Source organism: Streptomyces sp. NPDC032822 (assembly GCF_055578825.1).
Window position 1 is genome coordinate 303,372 of sequence record NZ_JBVIOL010000011.1, and the last position, 19,970, is coordinate 323,341.

Consider the following 19,970-nt stretch of genomic DNA (forward strand, 5'->3'; position numbering starts at 1 on the left):
CCACCCGAACCTTCCGACCTGAACTTCCCCGACCTGCCGAAGACTTACGAGAGTCCGCCATGTACGAGCTGTCCCGGGTCCGTCTCTACTCCATCGGGCCCGCCGGTGCGCGCTACGCCGACACCGTGCTTGACCTGCGCGGTGTGGGCGAGCCCGTGCCCGACCCCGCGCCCACCCAGGCGGAGTTCTTCGAGGAGGAGCCGGTCGGCCCGCCGCGCCGGCCGGCCCCCGCCGGTGTGCTCTTCCTGGAGAACGGCGGCGGCAAGTCCGTCCTGCTCAAGCTGATCTTCTCCGTGATGCTCCCCGGGCACCGCAACACCCTCGGCGGCGCCAGCTCCGGTGTGCTGCGCAAGTTCCTGCTCGCCGACGACTGCGGTCACGTGGCGCTGGAATGGCAGCACGTGCTGACCGGCGAGTGCGTCGTCGTCGGCAAGGTGAGCGAGTGGCGGGGGCGTCAGGTCTCCAACGACCCGCGGAAGTTCGCCGAGGCCTGGTACTCCTTCCGCCCCGGTCCCGGGCTGAGCCTGGACAGCCTGCCCGTCGCCGAGTCCACCGCCGTGCGGGCCTTCGTCGAGGGTCAGTCGGGCGCGCAGGGCCGCCGCCGGACCATGAAGGGCTTCCGGGACGCCATCACCGAGGCCGGCAAGGCGTATCCGCATCTGGAGGTCCACTGGGAGGAGATCCACGACCGGTGGATCGAGCACCTCGGCGACCTCGGCCTCGACCCCGAACTCTTCCGCTACCAGCGGGAGATGAACGCCGACGAGGGTGAGGCGGCCGGCCTCTTCGCGGTCAAGAAGGACTCCGACTTCACCGACCTGCTGCTGCGCGCGGTGACCGACACCCGCGACACCGACGGACTCGCCGACCTGGTCAGCGGCTTCGGCAACAAGCTGGGGCGGCGGGCCGAGCTGATCGCCGAACGGGACTTCACCGCCGGGTCGGTCGACCTGCTCGGCCGGATCGTCGAGGCCACCGAGGGCCGCTCCCGCGCGCGGGACATCCACGCCGGGGCCGAACGCCGTACCAGGAACCTGGCACGCCGGCTGTCGGCCCGCGGGGCCAGGGAACGGGTACGGGCCACCGACCTCGCCCAGCGGGTCACGGCCGCCGCGTCCTCCGTCACGCACACCGAGTCGGCCCGGGACCGCAGTGCGCTGATCGCCGCCGAACTCGCCTACCGGCACGCCTCGCTGGCGCTCGCCGCCACCGAGAAGTCGGCCGCCGCGCAGAAACGCGAACTTGCCGACGCGCGCACCCTGCACTCCGCCTGGCAGGCCGCCGAGGCCGTGCTGCGGCACCGCGCCGCCGCCGACCGGGTCGCCCGCGTGGCCGCCGCGATCCAGGAGGCCGAACGGGACGCGGCCCCCGCCCTCGCCGCCCGGTCCCGGGCCGCCGTCGACCTCGTCCGCGCGCTGCACGCCGCCGCGGACGGCGCCGAGAACCTCGCCAACGAGGAGGAGGAGCGTTCCGGAGCCCTCCAGGAGGTCAGCGACTCGGCCCACCGCGACTCCACCTCCGCCGCCACCGAGGCCCAGCGCGCCCGCAGCGAGGTCGGACATCTGCGCCAGCGCCTGTCCGAGGTCGAGCAGGAGACCGCCGAGGCGGTGCGCGCGGGCTGGCTCGACGACAGCGCGCCCGACGCCGACCCCGCGCGCGCGGCCCTCGCCGCCAGCGACGCCGAGAAGGCGGCCGTAGCGGCCTGGGACAGCGCACGGGAGGCCTCCCAGCGCGCCGCCGAGCACGCGCGCGAGGCGGCGGCGGAGGGGTCCCGCGCGGAGCTGACCGCGGCCCGCGCGGAGGACGCGGCGACGGCCGCCGAGCGGTCCTTCGAGGCCGAACGCCGCCTCGCCGAGGCCCTGGCGGCCGAGGAGCGGCTGGCCGAGCTGCTGAGCCTGACCGGCAGTGACACGCGCTCCGGCGCGGTCCCGCAGCCCCGGCAGGACACCGACGACGTCGATCACGGGGCCCTCACCCCCGAGGACCTCGACCGCTTCGCCGACGAGCTGCGCGAACTGCTGGACGACGCCGTCTCCGCCGCCGAACGTCAGCTCTTCGAACTGCGCACGGCCGCCGCCGACGACTCCCGCATCCTCGGTGCCCTCGGCGACGGCGGACTGCTGCCGCCCGGCCCGGACGTGCTGGCCACCGTCGAGTTCCTCGGCGAGCAGGGCATCCCCGCCCTGCCCGGCTGGCGCTATCTCGCGCAGGCCGTCGACCCCACCGACCACGCGCGCGTGCTGGCCGCCCGGCCCGAGCTGGTCGACGGCGTGATCATCACCGACCCCGCCACCCACGCCCGGGCCCGCCAGGCGCTGAGCGACGCCGCCCTGCTGCCGCGGTCCGCCGTGGCGGTCGGCACGGCGGCCGCGCTGCTCGCGCCGACGCCGGCCGCGGACGCGGGCGACGGGGACGTCTTCCTCGTACCGCCGAACCCGGCCATGCACGACGAGCACGCCGCCGACGAGGAGCGGCAGACGCTGCGCGCGCGGGCCACCGAGCGGGACGAGGAGATCCGGGCGCTCGCGGCGCGCCTCGGCAAGGACCGGGAACTCGCCGCCCGACTCTCCTCCTGGCGCACCGGCTGTCCGGCCGGCCGGCTCGTCGAGCTGGGCCAAGCCGCCCGTGACACGCGGGCCTTCGCCGAGGAGTCCGAGGCGGAACTCACCGAGGCGCGGACCGTGCGCGCCGAGGCCGACGAGGCCGCAGCCGAGGCCGCCCAGGTCCGGGACGAGCGGCAGGAGAGCGCCCAGAAGGCGCGGCGCGCCGCAGACGCCCTCGCCGGGCTCGCCTTCCGGCTGCGGGAGCGAGCCGGCTGGCAGGTCAAGCTGCGCGAACTCGCCGACGAGGCCACCGAGTCCGAGGCCCGCGCCCAGACCTGCCTGGACCGGGCCCGCGCCGCCGACGAGGACCGGCGTGCCACCCAGCGCGCCGCCGACGACGCCCGCCGCACCGCACGGGCACTGCGTGCCGAGCGCGCCGAGATCGCGGGCGCCCCCGACGACGTACCGGAGAACGGCACCACGGACCCGAGGGCGTCCCTGCCCGCACTCCGGGAGGCCTATCGGGCCGCCTCCCAGCTGTACGAGAAGGTCGGCGTCGGCGCCGATCTGCGGGCCGAGCAGGCGCGGGCCGAGAGCGACGAGAGCGCGGCGCGCGCCGACCTGGACCGGCTGAGCAACAAGGTCCGCACGCGCGCGGAGCAGCTGCTCCAGTCACCCGACGGCTCGGACGGCCCGTCCCGGCAGGCCGCCGTCGCCCGCGCCGATGAGCTGGTCCAGCTCCTGGAGACCCGGATGTCCCAGGCGAGCGAGCAGCTCGGGCGGCTGCGCGGCGAGGCCGAGCGGCACGCGCCCGAGGAGGGCGAGACGCACACCGAGCTGCCCGCGGACCAGCAGCCGCGCGACGCCGAGCACGCCCAGGCGCTGCTGCGCACCGCCACCGCCGAACTCGCCTCGCGCACCGAGGCGTTGAGCCTGTCCCGGGAGGCGCACGCCGAACTGCTCGACTCCCACCGGGCCGCCGAGGACGCGGCCGGCGGCTTCGACGAGATCGCCGCCATGCTCCGCGACCTGCTGCGCGAGCACACCCCGGAGGAGGAGCGGGAGGAGTCCGAGGCGTACCCCGGCAGCCCGGAGGAGGCCCGGCAGTCCGCCGCCGAGGCCCGCAGGTCCCTGCGCGGCTGCGCCGCCGACCTGTCGGCCGCCGAGTCCGCCGTGCGCGAGGCGAGCGACATCCTCGTCCGGCACGCCAACTCCACCCGCTACGAACAGGTCCGCACCCCCGCCCGGCAGCAGATCCGCGAACTGCCGGCCTCCTCGCTGCCCGAGCACGCCCAGCGGTGGGCCGACGCCTTCGCGCCCCGACTCCGCGTCCTCACCGACGAGTTGGCGCAGCTGGAGCGGAACCGGGACTCGATCGTGGACCGGCTGCGCGGGCTCGTCGAGTCGGCGCTCGCCACCCTGCGGTCCGCGCAGCGGCTGTCCCGGCTGCCGGAAGGCCTCGGGGAGTGGTCCGGGCAGGAGTTCCTGCGGATCCGCTTCGAGGAGCCCGACCAGGCCGTCCTCACCGAGCGGCTCGGCGAGGTCGTCGACGAGGCGACCCGGGCGGCCGTGAAGAAGAACTCCGACCTGCGGCGGGACGGCATGTCCCTGCTGCTGCGGGGAGTCGGGGCCGCCCTGCAGCCCAAGGGGATCGCCGTCGAGATCCTCAAGCCGGACGCCGTGCTGCGCGCGGAGCGGGTGCCCGTCGGGCAGATGGGTGACGTGTTCTCCGGCGGCCAGCTGCTCACCGCGGCCATCGCCCTGTACTGCACGATGGCCGCCCTGCGGTCGAACGACCGGGGCCGCGACAAGCACCGGCACGCCGGCACGCTCTTCCTCGACAACCCGATCGGGCGGGCCAACGCGACCTATCTGCTGGAGCTGCAGCGGGCCGTGTCGGACGCGCTCGGTGTCCAACTGCTCTACACCACGGGCCTGTTCGACACGACCGCGCTCGCCGAGTTCCCGCTGGTCATCCGGTTGCGCAACGACGCGGATCTGCGCGCCGGGTTGAAGTACATCAGCGTGGAGGAGCATCTCCGGCCGGGGCTGCCGGAGGCTCCCGCCGGGGATGCGACGCACAGTGAGATCACCGCGACGCGGATGTTCAAGCGACCTGCGCCGAGCGCTCCGTAGGGCTACGGTCGCGGGGAACCGCGGGCCCGTCGTGGCTTGTCGCGCCCATGTGGCGGAGCCGCCCTTGTTGCAGCCCCGCGCCCCTCAGGGGCGTCTACGCGTCCTCCTTCAACAGGTCCGCGCACTTCTCGCCGATCATCATGGTCGTGATGCACGGGTTGACGGTGACGAGGTTCGGCATGGCGGACCCGTCGGCGACCCTCAGTCCCTCGATCCCCTTGACCCGCAGCCGTGCGTCGAGCGGGGCCGAGGGGTCGTCGTCCGCGCCCATCTTCACGGTGCAGGACGGGTGGTAGACGGTGTTGTGGGTCTTGTGGATGTAGTCGAGCAGTTCGTCGTCGGTCCGCACGTCCGGTCCGGGAGCCAGTTCGGCGCCCGCCCAGCCGCTGAGCGCGGGCTGCTCGGCGATCCGACGGGCCAGCTTGAGGCCGTACGTCATCACCCGCGCGTCGTGCTCGTGGGTGAAGTACCGCGGGTCCACCTTCGGCTTGTCCCGGTAGTCCCGGGTCCGCAGCCGCACCGTTCCCCGTGACTTCGCCCGGGTCACGTTCGGGGTGAGGCAGAACGCGTTCTCCGAGGTGGGGTAGCCCCAGCGGGCCGTGTTCATGTCGAAAGGCACCGACCCGTAGTGGAACATCAGGTCGGGACGGTCCAGGCCCTCCTCGGTGTCGTAGAAGATGCCCGCCTCCCACCACTGGCTGGACGTGGTGGTCATGGGCTGCGCGGCGTCCCACATGATGACGCCCTCGGGGTGGTCCTGGAGGTTCTCGCCGACGCCCGCCGAGTCGACCACGACCTCGACGCCCACCTCGCGCAGCTGCGCGGCCGGTCCGATGCCGGAGAGCATCAGCAGCTTCGGGGTGTCGATCGCCCCGCACGAGACGACGACCTCCCGGCGGGCCCGTACCGTCCGGGTGTGGATCAGGTCCGGGTCCAGGTACTCGGCGCCCACACAGCGCCGGCCGTCGAGCACGAGCTTCTTGGCCCGTACGCCCGTCCGCACCTCCAGGTTCGGCCGCTTGCCCATGATCGGGTGGAGGTAGGCGACCGAGGACGACTGGCGGGTGTTGTTCTCGTCGGAGTTGATCTGGAACCAGTTGGCGCCCCGGACCACCGTGGTGCCCGTGTTGAAGGGCGTCGTCGGGATCCCCGCCTGCGCACAGGCCTCCAGCAGGGCCGTACCGCACGGGTCGTCGCTCTTGAGCGTGCGCAGCTTCACCGGGCCGGTGCGGCCGTGGTGCTCACCGGGGGCGTCGTTGTTCTCCAGCCGCCGGTAGAGCGGGAAGAGGTCGGCGGCGCTCCACCCCGTACAGCCCCCGGCGGCCCAGTCGTCGAGGTCCTCGGCCGGGGCCCAGAAGGCGATACAGGAGTTGTGCGACGAACAGCCGCCCAGCACCCTCGCCCGGGCGTGCCGCATGAAGCTGTTGCCGCTGGCCTGCGGCTCGACCGGGTAGTCCCAGTCGTAGCCCGACTCCAACAGGCCCATCCAGCGGTCCAGTTTGAGGACGTCGTCGTCGCCGACGTCGCTCGGTCCCGCCTCCAGCACGCACACCGTGACGGAGGGGTCCTCGGAGAGCCGGGCCGCCACCACGTTGCCCGCGGTGCCGCCGCCGACCACGACGTAGTCGAACTCATCGGTGTTCATGAGTGGTGACCTCCTTGTAGGCCGACTCGTAGGCCGGCTTGTGCGCCGGCTCCCAGGCCGACGGAGCCGGACGGGTCGCCGGCTCCGTGGCCGTGTCTCACTCGGCCGCCGGGGTCGCGAAGGGAGCGGCCGGCGGGGTCGGGTCCTCGAACTTGTGGTCGGCGAGCACGCCGGTCCGGTGCCGTTGGATGAACCAGTAGTAGGCGAAGCCGCCGCCCCCGATGATCCCCACGAACAGGACGGCACCCCATTGCAGGTACCAGTGGAACGGCGCGGTGGCGTTGTAGACCGCGGCCCGCGGCCAGAGCAGGTTGATCGCCATCGCCGTGCCCCACACCACGGCGCCGATGTTGACGAGCAGTCCCCAGCGCCCGAGCGAGAACTTGCCGTCGCCGGCCGGCTGCCACCTCCCGCGCAGCCGCGCGACCAGCATCGGCACGGTGACGCCGAGGTAGGCGAGGTAGATCATGATGATGCCGATGCTGGTGACGACGGTGAAGATCTGCGGCTGACGAATGTTGACCACCAGGATCGCCAGCGCCAGGACCCCGATGATCACGGTCGGCAGCACCGGCGTCTGGTAGCGCGGGTGGCACTTGGCCAGCTTCGCGGACGCGGGCAGGTTGTTGTCCCGGGCCATCGCGAACGCCAGCCGGATGGCCGCCGTGTGGACCGCGAGCGCGCACACGGTGACCGCGATGAACACGCACCACAGCATCGCCTTGCCGGCCGTCGGGCCGAGCACGTTGAGCACGACGTACTGCAGCCCGTCCGTGGACAGCTTGTCGCCCTTCAGGCTGGAGACGCTCATCAGCGCCAGCAGCAGGATCAGACCGCCGAGGACGAACGAGGCGACGATCGCCCGGAGGATGGCGCGCGGCGCGTTGCGGGTCGGGTCGAGGGACTCCTCGCCCAGCGAGGCCGCGGTGTCGAAGCCGTACATGACGTACGCCGAGGCCAGCGACGCCACCAGGAAGGCGCCCAGATACCCGTTGCCGTAGGCCGACCCGGTGCCGTTCGTCTCCATGACCACCTGCGGACCGCGGGTGATGTGGACGGCGAACAGGATGATCAGGACGACGGTGGCGATCAGCTCGATGAACACGCCCGCCGTGTTGATCCTCGCCATCAACTTGACGCCGAAGGCGTTCACCACCGTGGTGAACAGGATCAACACCGCGGCCAGGACGACCGCGTTGGTCGCCACGTCGTACTTGCCGGTGCCGTCACCCACGAACTGGAAGAACGACGAGATCTGCGGCAGCGTCAACTGGTAGGCCAGCGCCACCGCCGCGATCGACACGACCGAGGCGATCAGCATCATCCAGCCGGCCAGCCAGCCCAGGTGCGGATTGCCGATCTTCTTCGACCAGTTGTAGACCGAGCCCGCGACGGGGTAGCGGGCGGCCAGCTCCGCGAAACACAGGGCGACCATGAACTGGCCGACGAAGACCATCGGCCACGACCACCAGTAGGCGGGGCCGCCGCTCGCGTAGCCGAAGTAGAACAGCTGGAAGGTTCCGGTCAGGATCGAGATGTAGCTGATTCCGGCGGCGAAGGTGTGGAAGTTGCCGAGGGTGCGTTTGAGTTCGGGCCGGTATCCGAACTCGGTGAGCTCGGAGTCGTCGTTGTTCTTCTTCTGTGGGCCTGTCGGTTGCTCGGTGGTCGTCATGAGCGGACTCCTGGTGGGCCGGAGGAGGGGAGCGGCTCGGCGCGGGTGCCGGGATCAATGAGGGGGGTTGTACATGGGGGGCGTGTGCGGGGTGTTACGCGGGGGTTAGTTGAACCAACCCTGCGGTGTCGGGGCCGTGTTGCGCCAGATGTGCTTCGTCTCGCGATACTCGGCGAGGCCCGCCGGACCGAGTTCGCGCCCGAAGCCCGACTGCTTGAAACCGCCCCATTCCGCCTGCGGCACATAGGGGTGGTAGTCGTTGATCCAGACCGTGCCGAGCCGCAGTCGCCCCACGACCCGGGCCGCCCTGGCCTCGTCGCTCGTCCAGACGGCACCGGCCAGGCCGTAGATCGTGTCGTTCGCGAGGCGCACCGCCTCGTCCTCGCCGGTGAAGCGCTCGACGGTGAGGACGGGGCCGAAGGACTCGTCCTGGACCACCGACATCCCGGCGGCGCACTCGTCCAGCACGGTCGGCGGATAGTAGAAGCCGTCGTCGAGGCCCGGCCCGGACGGCCGCGCGCCCCCACAGCGCAGCACCGCCCCCTCCGCCAGCCCCTTGGCGACGTACTCCTCGACCTTCGTACGGTGCGCCGCCGAGATCAGCGGGCCGGTCTGCGCCCGCTCGTCGAACGGCCCGCCCAGCCGGATCCGCCGCGCCCGGCGGACGACCTCGTCCACGAACCGGTCGTGCAGGGAGTCCTCGACCAGCAGCCGCGCACCCGCCGAGCAGACCTGCCCGGAGTGCAGGAACACGGCGGTCAGCGCCATGTCCACGGCCGTCTCGAAGTCCGCGTCGGCGAAGACGATGTTGGGGTTCTTGCCGCCCAGCTCCAGCGCGACCTTCTTCACCGTCGCGGCCGCGGCCACCATCAGACGGCGACCGGTCTGCAGGCCACCGGTGAACGAGACGAGGTCCACGTCCGGGTGGTCGCCCAGCGGAGCGCCGGCCTCCGGACCGGCGCCGAGGATCAGGTTGCCGGCCCCCGCGGGCAGCCCGGCCTCCTCCAGGAGACGCATGAGGTGGATCGCCGTGTGCGGGGTCAGCTCGCTCGGCTTGAGGACGAAGGTGTTGCCGGCGGCTATCGCCGGGGCGACCTTCCAGGCCGTCTGCAGGAGCGGATAGTTCCACGGTGTGATCAGCGCGCAGACGCCGACCGGTTCGTACACCACCCGGCTGTCGACGCCCTCCGTGCCGGTGTCGACGACTCTGCCGGTCTCGCTCGCCACCAGCCGCCCGAAGTAGCGGAAGCAGTTCGCGATGTCGTCGATGTCGTACTCGCTCTCGACGAGCCGCTTGCCCGTGTCCAGGGACTCGGCGCGGGCGAGCGCGGCCTTGTCCCGCACGAGCAGGTCGGCGACCCGCAGCAGCAGGTCACCGCGGTCGTTCGGGGAGGTGCGCGGCCACGGCCCCTCGTCGAAGGCTCGGCGGGCGGCGGCGATCGCCTCCACCGTGTCCTTGCCGCCCGCCTCGTCCACGACCCCCACCAGGGAGCCGTCGGCGGGGCAGCGGATCTCGCGTGTGCGCTCGTCGACCGCACTGCGCCACGTGCCGTCAATGAACAGGTCCGGCATGACCGCCTCCCAGCTTCTCCACGAGCCACTCGTGGAAGATCCCGATGTGGTGCTCGTTGGGGACCAGCACACCACCCTTGCGGTAGGCGCGCGACGCCATCGCGGGCTGCGTCCGTTCACAGGCCTCGAAGTCCTGCTCGTTCACCCGGTGGAAAAGCTCCACCGACTTCGACAGGTCCGCCCCGGACTCCACCACCTGCGGCGCGTAGAGCCAGTCGCACTCGACGACCGTGCGGTCCTCGGCCATCGGGAACATGCGGTGCAGGATCACATGGTCCGGGACGAGATTGATGAACACCGTCGGCTTCACCGTAATGGCGTAGTAGCGGCGGTCCTGGTCCTCGGAGACCGAGGGCAGCCTGGCGAAGCCCTCGCTGCCGTCGACCGTGAAGCCCCTGACCTCCTCGCCGAACTCGGCGCCGTGCCCCACGTAGTACTGGGCCGCGTAGCCGTCGGCGAACTCCGGCAGCACGTCGGTGAGCTCGGGGTGGATCGTCGCGCAGTGGTAGCACTCCATGAAGTTCTCGACGATCAGCTTCCAGTTCGCCTTCACGTCGTAGACGATCCGCCGGCCCAGGGCGAGGTTCTCGGTGCCGTAGTGGTCGATGGCGGCCACGTCGCCGAGCCGCTCCACGGCGGCGTGCACGACCGTCTCCTCGAAGGAGGGCGGTTCGTCGGCGAGGCACACCCAGACGTAGCCGAGCCACTCACGCAGTGACACCTTGATCAGTCCGTACTCGACCCGGTCGACGTCCGGCATCCTGATCAGGTTGGGTGCGGCGATCAACCGGCCGTCGAGGTCGTACGTCCATGCGTGGTACGGGCACTGGAGGGTGCGGCGGACCTCGCCGGACTCCTCCGTGCACAGCCGGGCCCCGCGGTGCCGGCAGACGTTGAGGAAGGCACGCAGCTCGCCCTTGCGGCCGCGGGTGACGAGGACGTTCTCGCGGCCGACCTGGACGGTGCGGAAGGCGCCCGGTGCGGCCAGGTCGGCGCTGCGGACGGCACAGAACCACATCGACTCGAACAGGTGTTCCTGTTCTTGGCGGAAGATCTCCGGGTCGGTGTAGTAGTCGCCGGGGAGGGTGGCGATCAGGCTGGGGGGGAGCGGCCCGGGGGAGCTCGGGCCGGCGTCGGGCGGGGCCGCGGAGACGGGAGCCTCGGGGGCGGACGTCTCGGGGGCGGGGGTCGTCGTCACGGGCGGGCTCCTCAGACGGGCGCGGCGGCGAGGCGGGCGGGGTCGAACAGACCGATCGGGTGCTCGGTGGTGCCGGTCAGGGCGAGGTCGGCGAGGATCTCCCCGACGACCGGCACGAACTTGAAGCCGTGCCCGGAGAAACCGCAGGCCACGGTGACCGACTCCGGATGCGCGGGATGCCGGGCGATCACGAAGTGCTCGTCCGGGCTGTTGGAGTACATGCAGGTCGCGGCCTTGACGAAGGTGCCGGGGAGATCCGGCACGCAGCCCGTCAGATGCTCGGCCATCGCCTTGATCTCGTCGTCGTGGACCGTGCGGTCGATGGTCTCGGGGGTGGTGAATCCGCCCCTGCGGAAGAAGGCGACCTTGGCGCCGAGGTCGGGGCCGTCGATGGACGGGAACCCGTAGATCTGGACGCCGGCCGCGTCCTCCCAGATGTAGATCGGGTGGTTCTCGGGGAGGAAGGGCCGGACACCGCCGACCGGCTGGAACCAGTACATGACCTGCCGCTCGACCGTGAACGGCACGCCGAGGTCGTCGAGCAGCCGCGGTGCCCACGCGCCCGGGCAGATCACCAGCTGGGAGGCGGTGTAGGTGTCCTCGGCCGTATGGACGCGCACCCCGTCCCGGTACGGCTCCCAGCGGGTCATGGGCTCTTCGAAGTGCAGGTCGGCACCCTGCCGGGTGGCGAGCTGGAGGTGTGCGGCGACGGTGTTCTCGGGCCGCAGCAGCCCGGCCCTCTTCTCGAACAGCGCCACCTCGTCGTCCTTGGGCGCCAGTGTCGGGAAGCGGCGGCGGATCTCCTTCGCGTCCAGCATCTCGTGCGGCAGATCCCACTGCCGGGCGGAGAGCAGCGAGCCGGAGACGGTCCGGGAGTCGGGGTGGCCGACCATCACACCGCCGGGGAGGATCGCGATCTCGCGGCCGGTGGCCCGCTCCAGATCCGCGTACAGCTCGTAGGCGCGCAGCAGGAGCGGTACGTATGCCGGGTCCTCGAAGTACGACTGCCGGGTGATCCGTGAACCGCCGTGGCTGGAGCCGCGGTTGTGGACCGGGCCGAACTTCTCCAGTCCCAGCACGCGGGCGCCGCGCGCGGACAGGTGGTGGGCGGCGGCGCTGCCCATGCCGCCGAGTCCGATGACGATCACGTCGTAGGTGGGGGGCATCGCGTGCCTCCTTCAGGTGCGTCGGTGCTCATCCGGGTGCGTCGGTGCTCGTCAGCGGCGGATGCGGGTCATCTTCGGGTCGAAGAGGGGTTCCTCGGCGACGGTCGCCGGGACCTTCTCGCCGAAGTACTCGATGTGCACGCCGGCGCCGGTGGCCAGGCCGGCCGGCAGCCAGGCGTACGCGATGCAGCGGCCGAGCGTGTAGCCGTACGAGGCGCTGGTCACGTATCCGGCCGGGGTGCCGTCGACGTACACCGGCTCCTTGCCGAGGACCACGGCGGCGGGGTCGTCGAGGAGCAGGGGCGTGAGCCGGCGGGTGAGGGGAGCGTCCGTGAGCGCCTCGCGCCCCAGGAACTCCTTGTCCGTGCGGACCGCGAAGCCGACGCCCGCCTCGTACGGGGTGTGCTCGTCGGTCATGTCGGTGCCCCAGGCCCGGTACCCCTTCTCCAGGCGCAGGGAGTTGAAGGCCGAGCGGCCGGCCGCGATCACACCGAGGTCCCGGCCGGCCTCCCAGAGCGTGTCCCACAGGCGCAGGCCGAGGTCGGCGCTCGTGTACAGCTCCCAGCCGAGCTCGCCGACGTACGACAGGCGCATCGCCGTCACCGGGACCTGCCCGAGGTAGGTCTCCCTGGCGCGGAAGTAGCCGAAGGCCTCGTGCGAGAAGTCGTCGCGGGTCAGCGGCTGGACGAGGTCGCGGGCGAGCGGGCCCCAGACGCCGACGCAGCAGGTGCCGGAGGTGATGTCCCTGATCTGTACGTCGTCGGGGGCGTGCCGGGTGAGCCAGTCGAGGTCGGCGGGGGAGTTGGCGCCGACCTGGAAACGGTCGGGGGCAAGGCGGGCGACGGTGAGGTCGGAGCGGACGCCGCCCTGCTCGTCGAGCAGCAGGGTGTAGGTGACCGCGCCGGGCTTCTTGCGGAGGTTGTTGGTGGTCATGCGGTGCAGGAAGTCGAGGGCTCCGGGGCCGGTGACCTCCAGGCGCCGCAAGGGGGTCATGTCGTAGAGGGCGACCTTCTCGCGGGTCGCCTTCGCCTCGGCGGCGGCGACGGGGGACCAGAAGCGGGCCGACCAGGCGTCCCGCTCGGGGAGGCGCAGGCTCTCGGCGAGGGAGGCGTTCGCCTCGTACCAGTGCGGGCGCTCCCAGCCGCCGCCCTCCAGGAAGTACGCGCCGAGCTCCTGCTGACGGGCGTAGAAGGGGCTGACGCGCAGCGGACGCGGCTGCTCCATCGGCTGGAGCGGGTGAAGGACGTCGTACACCTCGACGAACTGCTGTGAACCGCGTTCACGGACGTACGAGGGTGAACGCTGTGCCTCCTCGAAACGGGTGAGGTCGCACTCGTGCAGATCGAGGGAGGGCCTTCCGTCGACCATCCACTCGGCGACGGCCCTCGCCACACCGGCGGAGTGGGTGACCCACACGGCCTCGGCCAGCCAGAAGCCGCGCAGCCGCCGTGACTCGCCGAGCACCGGCATGCCGTCCGGGGTGAAGGAGAAGACACCGTTGAAGCCGGCCTCGATCTCGGCGTCCCGCAGGGCCGGGACCAGCCACCGGCAGTCCTCCCAGCTCGGCGCCCAGTCCTCCTCGGTGAAGGGGAACGAGGAGGGCATGTCCAGGTCCTGCGCGCGGGCCTCGTCGTACGGCAGGACCGCGAACGGGTCGACGGGCAGGGGTTTGTGGGCGTAGGAGCCGATGCCGATGCGGTCGGTGTGCTCGCGGAAGTAGAGGTCACGGTCCTGGAAGCGGAGGATCGGCATGGAGGCCTCCGTCGTGGCCCCGCTCAGCTCGGGCAGCGGCTTCGTCCTCGCGTACTGGTGGGCGAGCGGCTGCAGGGGGACGTCGATCCCGGCCATCCGGCCGATGACCGGGCCCCAGAACCCGGCCGCGGAGACGACGTGGTCGGCGGGGAAGGTGCCTCGGTCGGTGACCACGGCGGTGATCCGGCCGTCCTCCTGCTCGATCCCGGTGACCGTGTGGCGCTCCAGGAAACGCGCGCCCCGCTCGGTGGCCCGTTCCAGCTGGGCGCGGGAGGCGAGCAGCGCGCGGGCGAGGCCGTCGTCGGGGGTGTGGAAGCCGCCGAGCACTACGGACTCGTCCAGGAGCGGCCACAGTTCCTTGCAGCGGGCCGTGTCGACGACCTCGCCGCGGATGCCCCAGGCGGCGGCGTACCCGGCCCTGCGGTGCAGTTCGGCCAGACGCTCCGGGGTGGTGGCCAGCTCCAGGCCGCCGACCTGGTCGAAGCAGGGGACGCCGGCCACGTCCAGCGAGAGGAACTTCTCGACCGTGTATTTCGCGAACGCGGCGAGCGTCTTGGACGGGCTGGTCTGGAAGACCAGGCCCGGCGCGTGCGAGGTGGAGCCGCCGGGTGCGGGCAGCGGCCCCTGTTCGAGGACGGTGACGTCGGTCCAGCCGCGGGCGGTCAGCTCGTCGGCGAGGGAGCAGCCGACGATGCCGGCGCCGATGACGACGACGCGGGGGCCGTGGGCGCTGTGGGGACGGATTTCGGGCGTGCTGGACATGCCCCTCCTTGCCGGGGACGGGGGTGAACGCGCAGGGGAGGGTGCGCGGTGTCTTCAGGCGCCGGGGACGTTCGAGCGCTCGGCGGCGATCGTCGTGTCCCGGCCGTGCCCGGTGCGGACGATGGTGTCGCCGGGCAGTGTGAGCAGCCGGTCGCGCAGGGACGCCTCGATGGTGGGGCGGTCCGAGTAGGAGCGGCCGGTGGCGCCGGGGCCGCCGTGGAAGAGGGTGTCCCCGGTGAAGACGGTGTTCAGGGAGGGCGCGTACAGCGAGCAACTGCCCCAGGTGTGCCCGGGGGTGTGGATGACGTGGACCGCTGTGCCGGCGACGGTGAGGATCCGGCCGTCGGTCAGCTCGCCGTCCGGTTTGCGGCCGGGGTGGGTGTGCGACCACAGCTCGTGGTCGCCGGCGTGGAGCAGGACCGGTGCCCCGGTGCGGACGGAGAGCTCAGCCGCCGCGTCGACGTGGTCGTCGTGGGCGTGGGTGCAGGCGATGGCGGTGACATGCCGGCCCGCGACCGCCTGGTGGATGGCGTGGGCGTCGTGGGCCGCATCGACGATCAGCACCTGCTCGTCGTCGCCGACCAGCCAGACGTTGTTGTCGACGTCGAAGGTCTCGCCGTCGAGACTGAAGGTGCCCCGCGTGACGACCCGGTCCACGCGTACGGCCGTCTCGGTGCCCTGCCCGCCCTCCTTCCCGGTGCCCGTCCCGGCGTCCTTCCCCGGGCCCTTGCCGGTGCTCACAGCACCACCACCGAGCGCAGCACCTCACCGCGGTGCATCTTGGCGAAGGCCTCCTCGACCTGGTCGAGCGCGATGGTCTCGCTGACGAAGGCGTTGAGGTCCAGCAGGCCGTACAGGTACTGGTCGATCAGGAACGGGAAGTCGCGGCTCGGCAGACAGTCGCCGTACCAGGACGACTTGATGGCGCCGCCGCGCGAGAAGACGTCGATCAGCGGGAGCTCCACCCTCATCTCCGGGGAGGGGACGCCGACCTGGATCAGCAGGCCCGCGTGGTCACGCATGTAGAAGGCCTGCTGGAACGTCTCCGGGCGGCCCACGGCGTCGATGGCGATGTCCACGCCGTGGCCGTCGGTGAGGGCGCGGACCGCCTCGACCGGGTCGGTGCCCCGGGAGTTGACGGTGTGTGTGGCGCCGAACCTCTCCGCCTGGTCGAGCTTCTTGTCGTCGATGTCCACGGCGATGACCTTCATGGCGCCGTTCAGACAGGCGCCCGCGATGGCCGCGTTGCCGACGCCGCCGCAGCCGATGACGGCGACCGAGTCGCCGCGGCCGACGTTGCCGGTGTTGACCGCCGCGCCGTACCCCGCCATCACACCGCAGCCGATGAGACCCGCGGCCTCGGGCCGGGCCGCGGGGTCGACCTTCACCGCCTGACCCGCCGCGACCAGGGTCTTCTCGGCGAAGGCGCCGATGCCCAGCGCGTTGCTGAGCGGGGTGCCGTCCAGCAGGGTCATGGGCTGGACGGCGTTGCGGGAGTCGAAGCAGTACCAGGGGCGGCCCCGGCGACAGGAACGGCAGGAACCGCAGGGTGCGCGCCATGCCAGCACCACGTAGTCGCCCGGTTCGAGGTCGGTGACACCGTCGCCGATCGCCTCGATCGTGCCGGCGGCCTCATGGCCCAGCAGAAACGGGAAGTCGTCGTTGATCGCGCCTTCGCGGTAGTGCAGATCCGTGTGGCAGACCCCGCACGCCTGCACGGTGACGAGCACCTCTCCGGGACCCGGGTCGGGGACGACGATCGTCTGCACCTCGACGGGTGCACCCTTCTTCACAGCAACTACGGCACGGACCTCGTGTGGCACGACCTAGCTCCTCTGCTGTTGCGCAATGCACGATGGGTTGCGCGATGAGGAACATACTGAGAACGCCATCCAGTGGCCGTCAAGAGGTGCGAGTTAACCCTTGGCAAAAGGAACCTGTGGGACGAAATCTGCCGGACACACGACGGCGCGGGACCAGGGATTTCCCGGTCCCGCGCGGTGCGGGGCGTGCCGCCGGGTGCGCCGCGGGAAGTACCGCCGGGCGCGCCGCGATTACGTCAGAAGCCGTATCCCATCCGCCGCGACAGCTCCGCACCGGCCGCCACCGTGCGCTTGGCGAGCTCCGGCAACCGGTCGCTGTTCATGCGGTACACCGGCCCCGAGACGCTGATCGCGGCGATCACCTTGCCGTCGTGCGAGCGGACCGGGGCCGCCGCGGCCGCCAGACCCAGCTCCAGTTCCTCCATGGTGGTGCCGTAGCCCTGCTCCACCACGGCCTCCAGTTCGCCCCTCAGCACGGAGGCGCCGGTGATGGTCCGTTCGGTGAAGCGCGGCAGGGAGCGTGCCAGCAGGCCCTCGCGCAGGGTGGGCGACATGTGGGCGAGCAGTACCTTGCCGCTGGAGGTGGCGTGCAGCGGGGTGCGTCGGCCCAGCCAGTTCTGCGCCGTCACGGACGCGGTGCCGCGGGCCTGCATGATGTTGACCGCCCCGTCGTCGTCCAGGACCGCGATGTTGACCGTCTCGCCCAGTTCGTCGGCCAGTTCCCGGCAGATCGGGACGCCCTCCTGGGAGACGTCGAGCCGTACCGCCGCCGCCCCCGCCAGGCGCAGCACGCCGGCGCCGAGGTAGTACTTCCCGCGGTCCTTGGCCTGCGCCACCAGACCACGGTTCTCCAGGACGCCGAGCAGCCGGAACGCGGTGGACTTGTGCACCTCCAGCTCCTCGGCGATCTCCGTGACGCCCGCCTCGCCGTGCCGCGCGAGGATCTCCAGCACGCTCACGGCCCGGTCCACCGACTGGACGGCGCTGGCAGTTCCTCTGCCGTTCTTCTCCGGATTCGCGGCCTTCTCCTCGCTACCGTCGGACTGCTTCTGCGTGCGGGTCATGGCTCAACTCTCACCACCTGTGGGCCCGGTTCGGACCACATCTGCGGGAAACCCTTGACGTGACGGTCGTCCCGCCCGGATTCTGTTGCGCATAGCGCTTGCTAGTGCGCCATACGAAACATCATGTTACCGAAGCGTCCGGCGCCCGGAAGGGGGCCGAACAGCACGAATCGGTTCCGCACTCCCTTGCTTCCGGACCAACGACGGTCCGCACTCCCTGAACGAACTGGACCACACAGGTCCGGACCGAGTGTCCCGGACCGAGAGGGGGGCCCGTGATTCCCGTCTGCCGCCTCGAAGACCTCCCCGAGGGCGAGTCCTTCCGTATCGAGACGACTCCACCCGTCGCCGTGTTCCGCACCGAGGACGGCGAGCTGTACGCCATCGACGACACCTGCACCCACCAGGACGCCTCCCTCTCGGAGGGCTGGCTGGAGGGCTGCCTGGTCGAATGCCCACTGCACGCGGCTTCATTCGATCTCCGCAGCGGACAGCCGACCTGCCTCCCGGCCCGGCGGGCCGTCCGCACCCACCGCGTCAGCGTCGAGGACGGAATGATCCACGTCCACCTGGCCGCGGAGGAGGGCACTGCCGCATGAGGACCGTGACCATCGTCGGAGCCTCCCTGTCCGGCCTGTACGCGGCCCGGGAACTGCGTGCCCAGGGCTTCGACGGGCGCCTGGTGATCGTGGGCGACGAACCCCACCACCCCTACGACCGGCCGCCCCTGTCCAAGGACTTCCTCACCGGACGCGCGGACGAGGACCGACTCGCCCTCACGGACGCCGAGGAGACCACCGGCCTCGACGCCGAGTGGCTGCTCGGCCAGCGGGCCCGCGGCCTCGACGCCCGAGGCCGGACCGTGCTCCTCGACGACGGCCGCACGGTGTCCACCGACGGCGTCGTCATCGCCACCGGCGCCTCGGCGCGCCGCCTTCCGGGCTCCCGCCTCGCCGGGGTGCACACCCTGCGCACCCTCGACGACGCGCGTGCCCTGCGCGACGAACTCGGCGCCGGCCCGCGCCGGGTCGTCGTCATCGGCGGCGGATTCATCGGCGCCGAAACCGCCTCCTCCTGCGTCTCGCTCGGTCACACCGTCACCGTCGTGGAGGCCGCTCCGCTGCCGCTGGTGCCCCAACTCGGCGCCGAGATGGCCGCCGTGTGCGCCGCACTGCACCGGCGGGGCGGCGCGGAGCTGGTCACGGGCATCGGCGTGGCCGCACTGCGCGGCGCGGACACCGTCACCGGCGTCGAACTCTCCGACGGCCGTGTCCTGCCCGCCGAGACGGTGATCGTCGGCATCGGCGCCACCCCCAACACCTCCTGGCTGACCGGCTCGACACTCGCCCTGCACGACGGTGTGCTCTGCGACGACGGCTGCGTCACCGCCCTGCCCCAGGTGGTCGCCGTCGGCGATGTCGCCCGCGTACGAGGCACCCGCGCCGAACACTGGACGTCCGCGACGGAACAGCCCCGGGTCGCCGTGGCCAACCTGCTCGCCGGCCGCACGCTGGAGACCACGGGCTCGCTGCCGTACTTCTGGTCGGACCAGTACGGGGCACGGATCCAGTTCGCCGGCCGCCGTCAGGACGGGGACCGGGTCCGCATCGCCGAGGGTGAACTCACCGACGGAGCACCGGCCGAGGGCGGCTTCCTCGCCCTGTACGAGCGGGACGGCCATGCCACCGCGGTCCTCTCCGTGGACCGGCCGCGGCCCTTCATGAAGGTGCGACGGGAACTCGTACGCGGCGGTACGCGGGGAGGGGGCAGGGCGCAACCCGCCGCCCTCTGAACGCCACCGGTCCGGACATCACCGGTCCGGACACCACGACTTGGGGCGTCACCGGACTCCCCGGGGTGTCACCGGTCCGGACGCCGCGAGCGGTGTACCGGACCGGTTCCCCGGAGTTCCCGGGAGGCGGGTCCTCAGGGGTGGGAGAGCTGCCCCGTGCCACCCTGACGGCGTATCCGCTCCTGCGCCCGCTCGGTGCTCCGGGCCTGTCGCCGTGCCCTGCGCCGCTCGCGCCGCAGGGCACGCGCGGTGCTGCTCGGCATCGAGACCACGCCGTGCCGCTGGTTCCACACCTGGCGGGTCACCCAGACGTCCAGGGCGCCCCAGGTGGCCACCACGGTGCTGGCCACGCTGCTGAGCACCATCGGGAACGCCAGCCAGGAACCCGCCATGGTGCACAGGAAGGCCACCATCGCCTGGATCATTGTCACGGCGATGATCAGCACCGCCCGCACCGCCGATGTCCGTACCGGATCGGGCAGCCGGCGACGCCGCGCGGGCTCCTCGATCCACAGCGGCCGGTATCCGGACTCTTCCCGTTCCGCCCGTTCCGCCCGAGCCGCACCGCTCCTGAAGTCCTCGGCACGCTCCACGGGCTCGGCCGCGCGCTCTCGTGCCGCCGTCCCGCCCCCGTGCCTCGGAATGTCGTGATCCGGCGCCCCGGGGTCCCGCTGCGCCGTCAACTGCGCCACCCCGCCGTCCGGCAGCGTCTCTTGTCGCTGCGCCGTCCCCATCACTGTGTCACTCCCCACCGCCAGCAGACCGCGTGCTCCGTGTCCGAAGACCCGGCTCCCCACTGGTTGCCCGGCTTGCGCTGTTTTACGCCGCCCGGGTGCGGGATGCGC

Annotated in this window: 13 protein-coding genes; 3 read left to right on the top strand and 10 right to left on the bottom strand. The window is 71.9% G+C overall.

Annotated elements, in window-relative coordinates:
- Positions 1 to 59 precede the first annotated feature (59 nt).
- Positions 60 to 4,679, top strand: a complete 4,620-nt coding sequence (locus ACZ5VD_RS29770; RefSeq protein WP_468683822.1) for a coiled-coil domain-containing protein — start codon at positions 60 to 62, stop codon at positions 4,677 to 4,679.
- A gap of 94 nt (positions 4,680 to 4,773) precedes the next feature.
- Here ACZ5VD_RS29770 and ACZ5VD_RS29775 read toward each other — a convergent pair whose 3' ends face one another.
- The 9 genes from ACZ5VD_RS29775 to ACZ5VD_RS29815 form a co-directional block, all read right to left on the bottom strand.
- The gene (locus ACZ5VD_RS29775; RefSeq protein WP_468553355.1) at positions 4,774 to 6,324 is read right to left on the bottom strand and encodes a GMC family oxidoreductase; all 1,551 of its coding nucleotides are present in this window, start codon (positions 6,322 to 6,324) and stop codon (positions 4,774 to 4,776) included.
- 97 nt (positions 6,325 to 6,421) lie between these two features.
- Entirely contained in the window at positions 6,422 to 7,996 is a 1,575-nt protein-coding gene (locus tag ACZ5VD_RS29780; protein ID WP_468553354.1) for an APC family permease, read from the bottom strand.
- Between the two features lie 105 nt (positions 7,997 to 8,101).
- Entirely contained in the window at positions 8,102 to 9,568 is a 1,467-nt protein-coding gene (locus ACZ5VD_RS29785) for an aldehyde dehydrogenase family protein (RefSeq protein ID WP_468553353.1), read from the bottom strand.
- Positions 9,549 to 10,664 (bottom strand): aromatic ring-hydroxylating oxygenase subunit alpha, encoded by a 1,116-nt coding sequence (locus tag ACZ5VD_RS29790; RefSeq protein ID WP_468683841.1) that lies wholly within the window; start codon positions 10,662 to 10,664, stop codon positions 9,549 to 9,551. The genes ACZ5VD_RS29785 and ACZ5VD_RS29790 overlap by 20 nt, the downstream gene beginning before the upstream one ends.
- A 113-nt stretch (positions 10,665 to 10,777) precedes the next feature.
- Positions 10,778 to 11,932 carry an N-methyl-L-tryptophan oxidase gene (gene solA, locus ACZ5VD_RS29795; RefSeq protein ID WP_468553352.1) on the bottom strand — a complete coding sequence of 385 codons (1,155 nt, stop codon included), beginning with the start codon at positions 11,930 to 11,932 and terminating at the stop codon, positions 10,778 to 10,780.
- A 51-nt stretch (positions 11,933 to 11,983) separates the two neighbouring features.
- A complete protein-coding gene (locus tag ACZ5VD_RS29800) occupies positions 11,984 to 14,446 on the bottom strand; it encodes a GcvT family protein (RefSeq protein WP_468683824.1) in 2,463 nt (820 codons plus the stop codon).
- Between the two features lie 54 nt (positions 14,447 to 14,500).
- Positions 14,501 to 15,103: an MBL fold metallo-hydrolase gene (locus tag ACZ5VD_RS29805; protein WP_468553422.1), complete on the bottom strand. Its 603-nt coding sequence runs from the start codon at positions 15,101 to 15,103 to the stop codon at positions 14,501 to 14,503.
- Between the two features lie 80 nt (positions 15,104 to 15,183).
- Positions 15,184 to 16,269: an S-(hydroxymethyl)mycothiol dehydrogenase gene (locus ACZ5VD_RS29810; RefSeq protein ID WP_468553350.1), complete on the bottom strand. Its 1,086-nt coding sequence runs from the start codon at positions 16,267 to 16,269 to the stop codon at positions 15,184 to 15,186.
- Positions 16,270 to 16,505: 236 nt separating this feature from the next.
- A complete protein-coding gene (locus ACZ5VD_RS29815; RefSeq protein ID WP_468553349.1) occupies positions 16,506 to 17,333 on the bottom strand; it encodes an IclR family transcriptional regulator in 828 nt (275 codons plus the stop codon).
- Between the two features lie 275 nt (positions 17,334 to 17,608).
- Between ACZ5VD_RS29815 and ACZ5VD_RS29820 the strand changes: the two genes are divergently transcribed.
- Entirely contained in the window at positions 17,609 to 17,932 is a 324-nt protein-coding gene (locus ACZ5VD_RS29820; RefSeq protein ID WP_468553348.1) for a bifunctional 3-phenylpropionate/cinnamic acid dioxygenase ferredoxin subunit, read from the top strand.
- Positions 17,929 to 19,125, top strand: a complete 1,197-nt coding sequence (locus tag ACZ5VD_RS29825) for an NAD(P)/FAD-dependent oxidoreductase (RefSeq protein ID WP_468683826.1) — start codon at positions 17,929 to 17,931, stop codon at positions 19,123 to 19,125. Before ACZ5VD_RS29820 ends, ACZ5VD_RS29825 begins: the two co-directional genes overlap by 4 nt.
- 134 nt (positions 19,126 to 19,259) lie before the next feature.
- On the opposite strand, the gene ACZ5VD_RS29830 is transcribed toward ACZ5VD_RS29825, so the two are convergent.
- Positions 19,260 to 19,859, bottom strand: coding sequence for a hypothetical protein (locus tag ACZ5VD_RS29830; protein ID WP_468553346.1), 600 nt, complete (start codon positions 19,857 to 19,859; stop codon positions 19,260 to 19,262).
- Positions 19,860 to 19,970 lie beyond the last annotated feature (111 nt).